Raw genomic sequence first — 3,999 nt, 5'->3', positions numbered from 1 at the left:
GGGGCGCGCACGGCCCGGCCGCCCGTCGCGCTGCTGTCAGCCGCAGTCGGTGCCCTCGACCGGGCGCAGGAACTCGTCGGCGGCCCAGCGTTCCCCGGTGATCCTGCGGAAGCCGTCCCGTACCTCGTCCGTGGCGTCGGCCTCGGCGTCGGCCCGCAGCCGGTCGACGACCTCGTGGTCCGTGCCCGGACCCGCGCGTACGTTGAGGACGTCCGCGGTGACCACCACCCGGCAGGCCGCCGCACCGTCCCGCCCGTCCCCGGAGTCGGCCTCGGACTCCCGCTGCTCCGAGCCCGCCGAGTAGATGATCGCCAGCCCCAGGACGACCGCGGCCACGACGACGACCCGCTTCGGTATCCCCAGCACGCCGGACTCCTCACGGACTGCGACAGGAACTGTCGGCAGAGTAGCCGTCCGGCCACGGAACCGACAGGCCCGAGCGGGCGAATCACCCCGTCGGAGGCGGCGACGGGTGCGCGGTCAGCCCGCACCCGTCCGCAGGACCGCGTGGAGGTCCTCGGCGTCGGGCACCGTGATGACGTAGGTGTCAGATGTGTGCGTGAGGGGCACCTCCCCCGCGCCCCGCGCCGTGAGGGGCACATTCGCTGCGCTCAGTGCGGCGAATGTGCCCCTCACGCGAAACCCGGCGGGCGGGTCAGCCCTGGGCGATCTTGGCCGCGAGGTTGCGGTCCAGGGTGGCCAGGAACTCCTGCGTGGTCTGGAACGGGGTGTCCCCGCCGACCAGCAGCGCCAGGTCCTTGGTCATCTTGCCGCTCTCCACGGTCTCGATGACGACCTGCTCCAGCTTGTTCGCGAAGCCGACCAGCTCGGAGTTGCCGTCGAGCTTGCCCCGGTGCTCCAGCCCGCGGGTCCACGCGAAGATGGACGCGATCGGGTTGGTCGAGGTCGGCTTGCCCGCCTGGTGCTGGCGGTAGTGCCGGGTGACGGTGCCGTGCGCGGCCTCGGCCTCGACGGTGCGGCCGTCCGGCGTGCGCAGCACCGAGGTCATCAGGCCGAGCGAGCCGAAGCCCTGCGCCACCGTGTCGGACTGCACGTCACCGTCGTAGTTCTTGCAGGCCCAGACGTAGCCGCCCTCCCACTTCAGGGAGGCCGCCACCATGTCGTCGATCAGCCGGTGCTCGTAGGTCAGCCCCTTGGCCTCGAAGTCGGCCTTGAACTCCTTCTCGTAGATCTCCTCGAACACGTCCTTGAACATCCCGTCGTAGGACTTCAAGATCGTGTTCTTGGTGGACATGTACACCGGCATCTCGCGGTCGAGGCCGTAGCGCAGCGAGGCGCGCGCGAAGTCCTCGATCGAGCGGCGGTAGTTGTACATACCCATCGTGACGCCGCCGCCCTCGGGGAACGTGGCGACCTCCATCTCGATCGGCTCCGACCCGTCCTCCGGCGTGTACGTGATCGTCACCGTGCCCGCCCCCGGCACCTTGAAGTCGGCGGCCTTGTACTGGTCGGCGTGGGCGTGGCGGCCGATGATGATCGGTTGCGTCCAGCCGGGGACCAGCCGCGGGATGTTCGAGATGATGATGGGCTCGCGGAAGACGACGCCGCCGAGGATGTTGCGGATGGTGCCGTTCGGGCTGCGCCACATCTTCTTGAGGCCGAACTCCTCCACCCTGGCCTCGTCGGGCGTGATGGTGGCGCACTTGACGCCCACACCGTGCTTCTTGATGGCGTTCGCCGCGTCGACCGTCACCTGGTCGTCCGTGCGGTCCCGCTCCTCGATGCCGAGGTCGTAGTACTCGAGGTTCACGTCGAGGTACGGGTGGATGAGCTTGTCCTTGATGAACTGCCAGATGATGCGGGTCATCTCATCGCCGTCGAGCTCGACGACGGTGCCCTCGACCTTGATCTTGGCCATGAGCGGCGGCGCTCCTCTCGCGGATCTCGCGGTAGTTCGGCACGTGGTAGCGGTACAAGCGTACTGCTAGTACCGGCCGCACGTCTCCTGCCCCGCAATTTACGGCCAACCTCACACCTCGGTCCGCTCCCGCGAGTAACCCTCCCGACACCCTGAGTCGTCCCACGATCCCCGCGAGTCGCCGCCGGGTGCCCGCGAGTCGGCACTTCCCGTCCGTGAGTCGACACCCCGCGTCGGCCGGCCCGCCCCGGGTGGACCCCGGACGCCGCACACGGAGCGTCGACTCGCCGGTGTGGAGCGGCGACTCGCGGGTGGGGAGGGGGCCCGACCGAGGGGGGTTGGGGGTTTCGGCTCGCCCGGGGGCCACGGCGCTCCTACCCTGGCCGTACGGAGGTGGTCAACGATGCGAGCATCCGTGGGAGACAGGATCCGTGTACACGGGCGCACCGTGGGCGCGGGCGAACGGCAGGGCGAGATCGTCGAGGTGCGCGGCGAGCAGGGCGAGCCGCCGTATCTCGTCCGGTTCTCCGACGGCCACGAGGGCCTGATGTTCCCCGGCCCGGACTGCGAGGTCGAGGCACACTCCGAGTGACGCGGGTCGGCGGCCCACCGCATCCCGGCGGTCCCACGGGCTCGATCGCCGGGGTGCGCGGGTCCGCACGCCCCATGATCACCGTTTTCAAACCCGTCCGTGGTCAGCGTCACTCTCACACGGGATGACACAGCGGGCATCTTCGGTTGAACTAGACACAAGATAGATTCCGGCCCGGACGGACTCCCAGGACGGAGAATCCCGGCCGGCTTCTTTCGGTCCCTCTCTGGATCGATCAAGCACCACCGACAATCCCGTCACCTCCCCCCGCGGTTCAGGTGTCCGTACCCCCGTGCGCCCTGAACTGGATCGATTCAGAGACCGCCCCGAACCGTTTCGTCCCGAAGGAGAGCCCGTGCCCATCGCGCTGCTCGCGCTCGCGATCGGTGCCTTCGGCATCGGTACCACGGAGTTCGTCATGATGGGGGTGCTGCCCGAGGTGGCCGCCGACCTCGGCATCTCCATCCCGTCCGCAGGCCACATGATCACCGCCTACGCGCTCGGCGTGGTGGTGGGCGCCCCGCTGCTCACCGCCGTGGCGGTCCGACTGCCCCGCAAAACCATGTTGATCGCCATGATGGCGGTGTTCACCCTCGGCAACGCGCTGTTCGCCCTGGCCCCGAATCACGAGACGGGGGTGGTGTTCCGGTTCCTCGCCGGACTGCCGCACGGGGCGTTCTTCGGCGCCGGTGCCGTCGTGGCGGCCAATCTGGTCGGCGCCCGTCGCCGGGCGAAGGCCGTGTCCATGATGTTCCTCGGCCTCACCCTGGCCAACGTGGTCGGCGTCCCCGGCGGGACGTTCCTGGCCCAGCAGGTCGGGTGGCGTGCGACGTTCGGCGCGGTCGCGCTGATCGGCCTCGTCGCGCTGGCCTCGATCGTCAAGCTCGTCCCCCGTCAACCCCAGCCCGCCGACAACTCGCTGCGCGGTGAGCTGCGTTCCTTCCGTCGCCCGCAGGTGTGGTTCGCCCTCGCGATCGTCACCTTCGGCCTCGGCGGCGGGTTCGCCAGCCTCAGCTACGTGACCCCGATGCTGACCGACGTGGCCGGCTTTGCGGCCTCCAGCGTGACGCTGCTGCTCTCGCTGGCCGGTGTCGGCATGACCGTGGGCAACGTGCTCGGCGGCAGGCTCGCCGACCGGTTCCCCACCGCGGGCCTCTACGGCGGGCTCGCCGCGCTGGCCCTCGTGCTGTCGCTGTTCACCGTGACGGCCCACAGCCAGGTCGGTGCCGCGCTGACCCTGTTCGGCATCGGCATGACCTCCTTCATGATCGGCCCGATGATGCAGGCCCGGATCATGGAGAAGGCGGGCGGCGCCCAGTCGATGGTCTCCGCCGCCGTGCAGTCCGCGTTCAACATCGCCAACTCGATCGGCGCCTACCTGGGCGGTCTCGCGATCGCCGGCGGGTTCGGTCTCGTGTCGCCGAACCTCGTGGGTGCCGGCCTCGCCGTCGTGGGGCTGTCGCTGGCGGTGACCTCGGGCGTGGCCGACCGCCGCGCCAAGGCGAAGGCCGCCTCCGCGGCCGCGGAC

At 70.0% G+C, this 3,999-nt stretch carries 4 protein-coding genes; 2 read left to right on the top strand and 2 right to left on the bottom strand.

Features of this window, described 5'->3' with window-relative positions; genetic code table 11:
• Positions 1 to 36: 36 nt before the first annotated feature.
• Both SACHA_RS0116965 and SACHA_RS0116955 read right to left on the bottom strand, forming a co-directional pair.
• Entirely contained in the window at positions 37 to 366 is a 330-nt protein-coding gene (locus tag SACHA_RS0116965; protein WP_019811708.1) for an SH3 domain-containing protein, read from the bottom strand.
• Positions 367 to 655: 289 nt separating this feature from the next.
• The gene (locus tag SACHA_RS0116955; protein ID WP_019811704.1) at positions 656 to 1,879 is read right to left on the bottom strand and encodes an NADP-dependent isocitrate dehydrogenase; all 1,224 of its coding nucleotides are present in this window, start codon (positions 1,877 to 1,879) and stop codon (positions 656 to 658) included.
• Between the two features lie 403 nt (positions 1,880 to 2,282).
• Between SACHA_RS0116955 and SACHA_RS0116950 the strand changes: the two genes are divergently transcribed.
• Positions 2,283 to 2,471: a DUF1918 domain-containing protein gene (locus tag SACHA_RS0116950; RefSeq protein ID WP_007025044.1), complete on the top strand. Its 189-nt coding sequence runs from the start codon at positions 2,283 to 2,285 to the stop codon at positions 2,469 to 2,471.
• A gap of 355 nt (positions 2,472 to 2,826) precedes the next feature.
• Positions 2,827 to 3,999, top strand: a 1,173-nt coding sequence (locus SACHA_RS0116945; protein ID WP_019811700.1) for an MFS transporter, incomplete at its 3' end; no start/stop codon positions are given.

The organism is Saccharomonospora halophila 8, from assembly GCF_000383775.1.
GTDB lineage: Bacteria > Actinomycetota > Actinomycetes > Mycobacteriales > Pseudonocardiaceae > Saccharomonospora > Saccharomonospora halophila.
Note: the sequence above shows the minus strand (reverse complement) of the source record. Positions and strands in the feature narration are given on the sequence as shown.

Excerpts from the sequence above, each read along its gene's own strand:
- SACHA_RS0116955 (WP_019811704.1), bottom strand. The coding sequence starts at position 1,879 with ATGGCCAAGATCAAGGTCGAGGGCACCGTCGTCGAGCTCGACGGCGAT.
- SACHA_RS0116950 (WP_007025044.1), top strand. The coding sequence starts at position 2,283 with ATGCGAGCATCCGTGGGAGACAGGATCCGTGTACACGGGCGCACCGTG.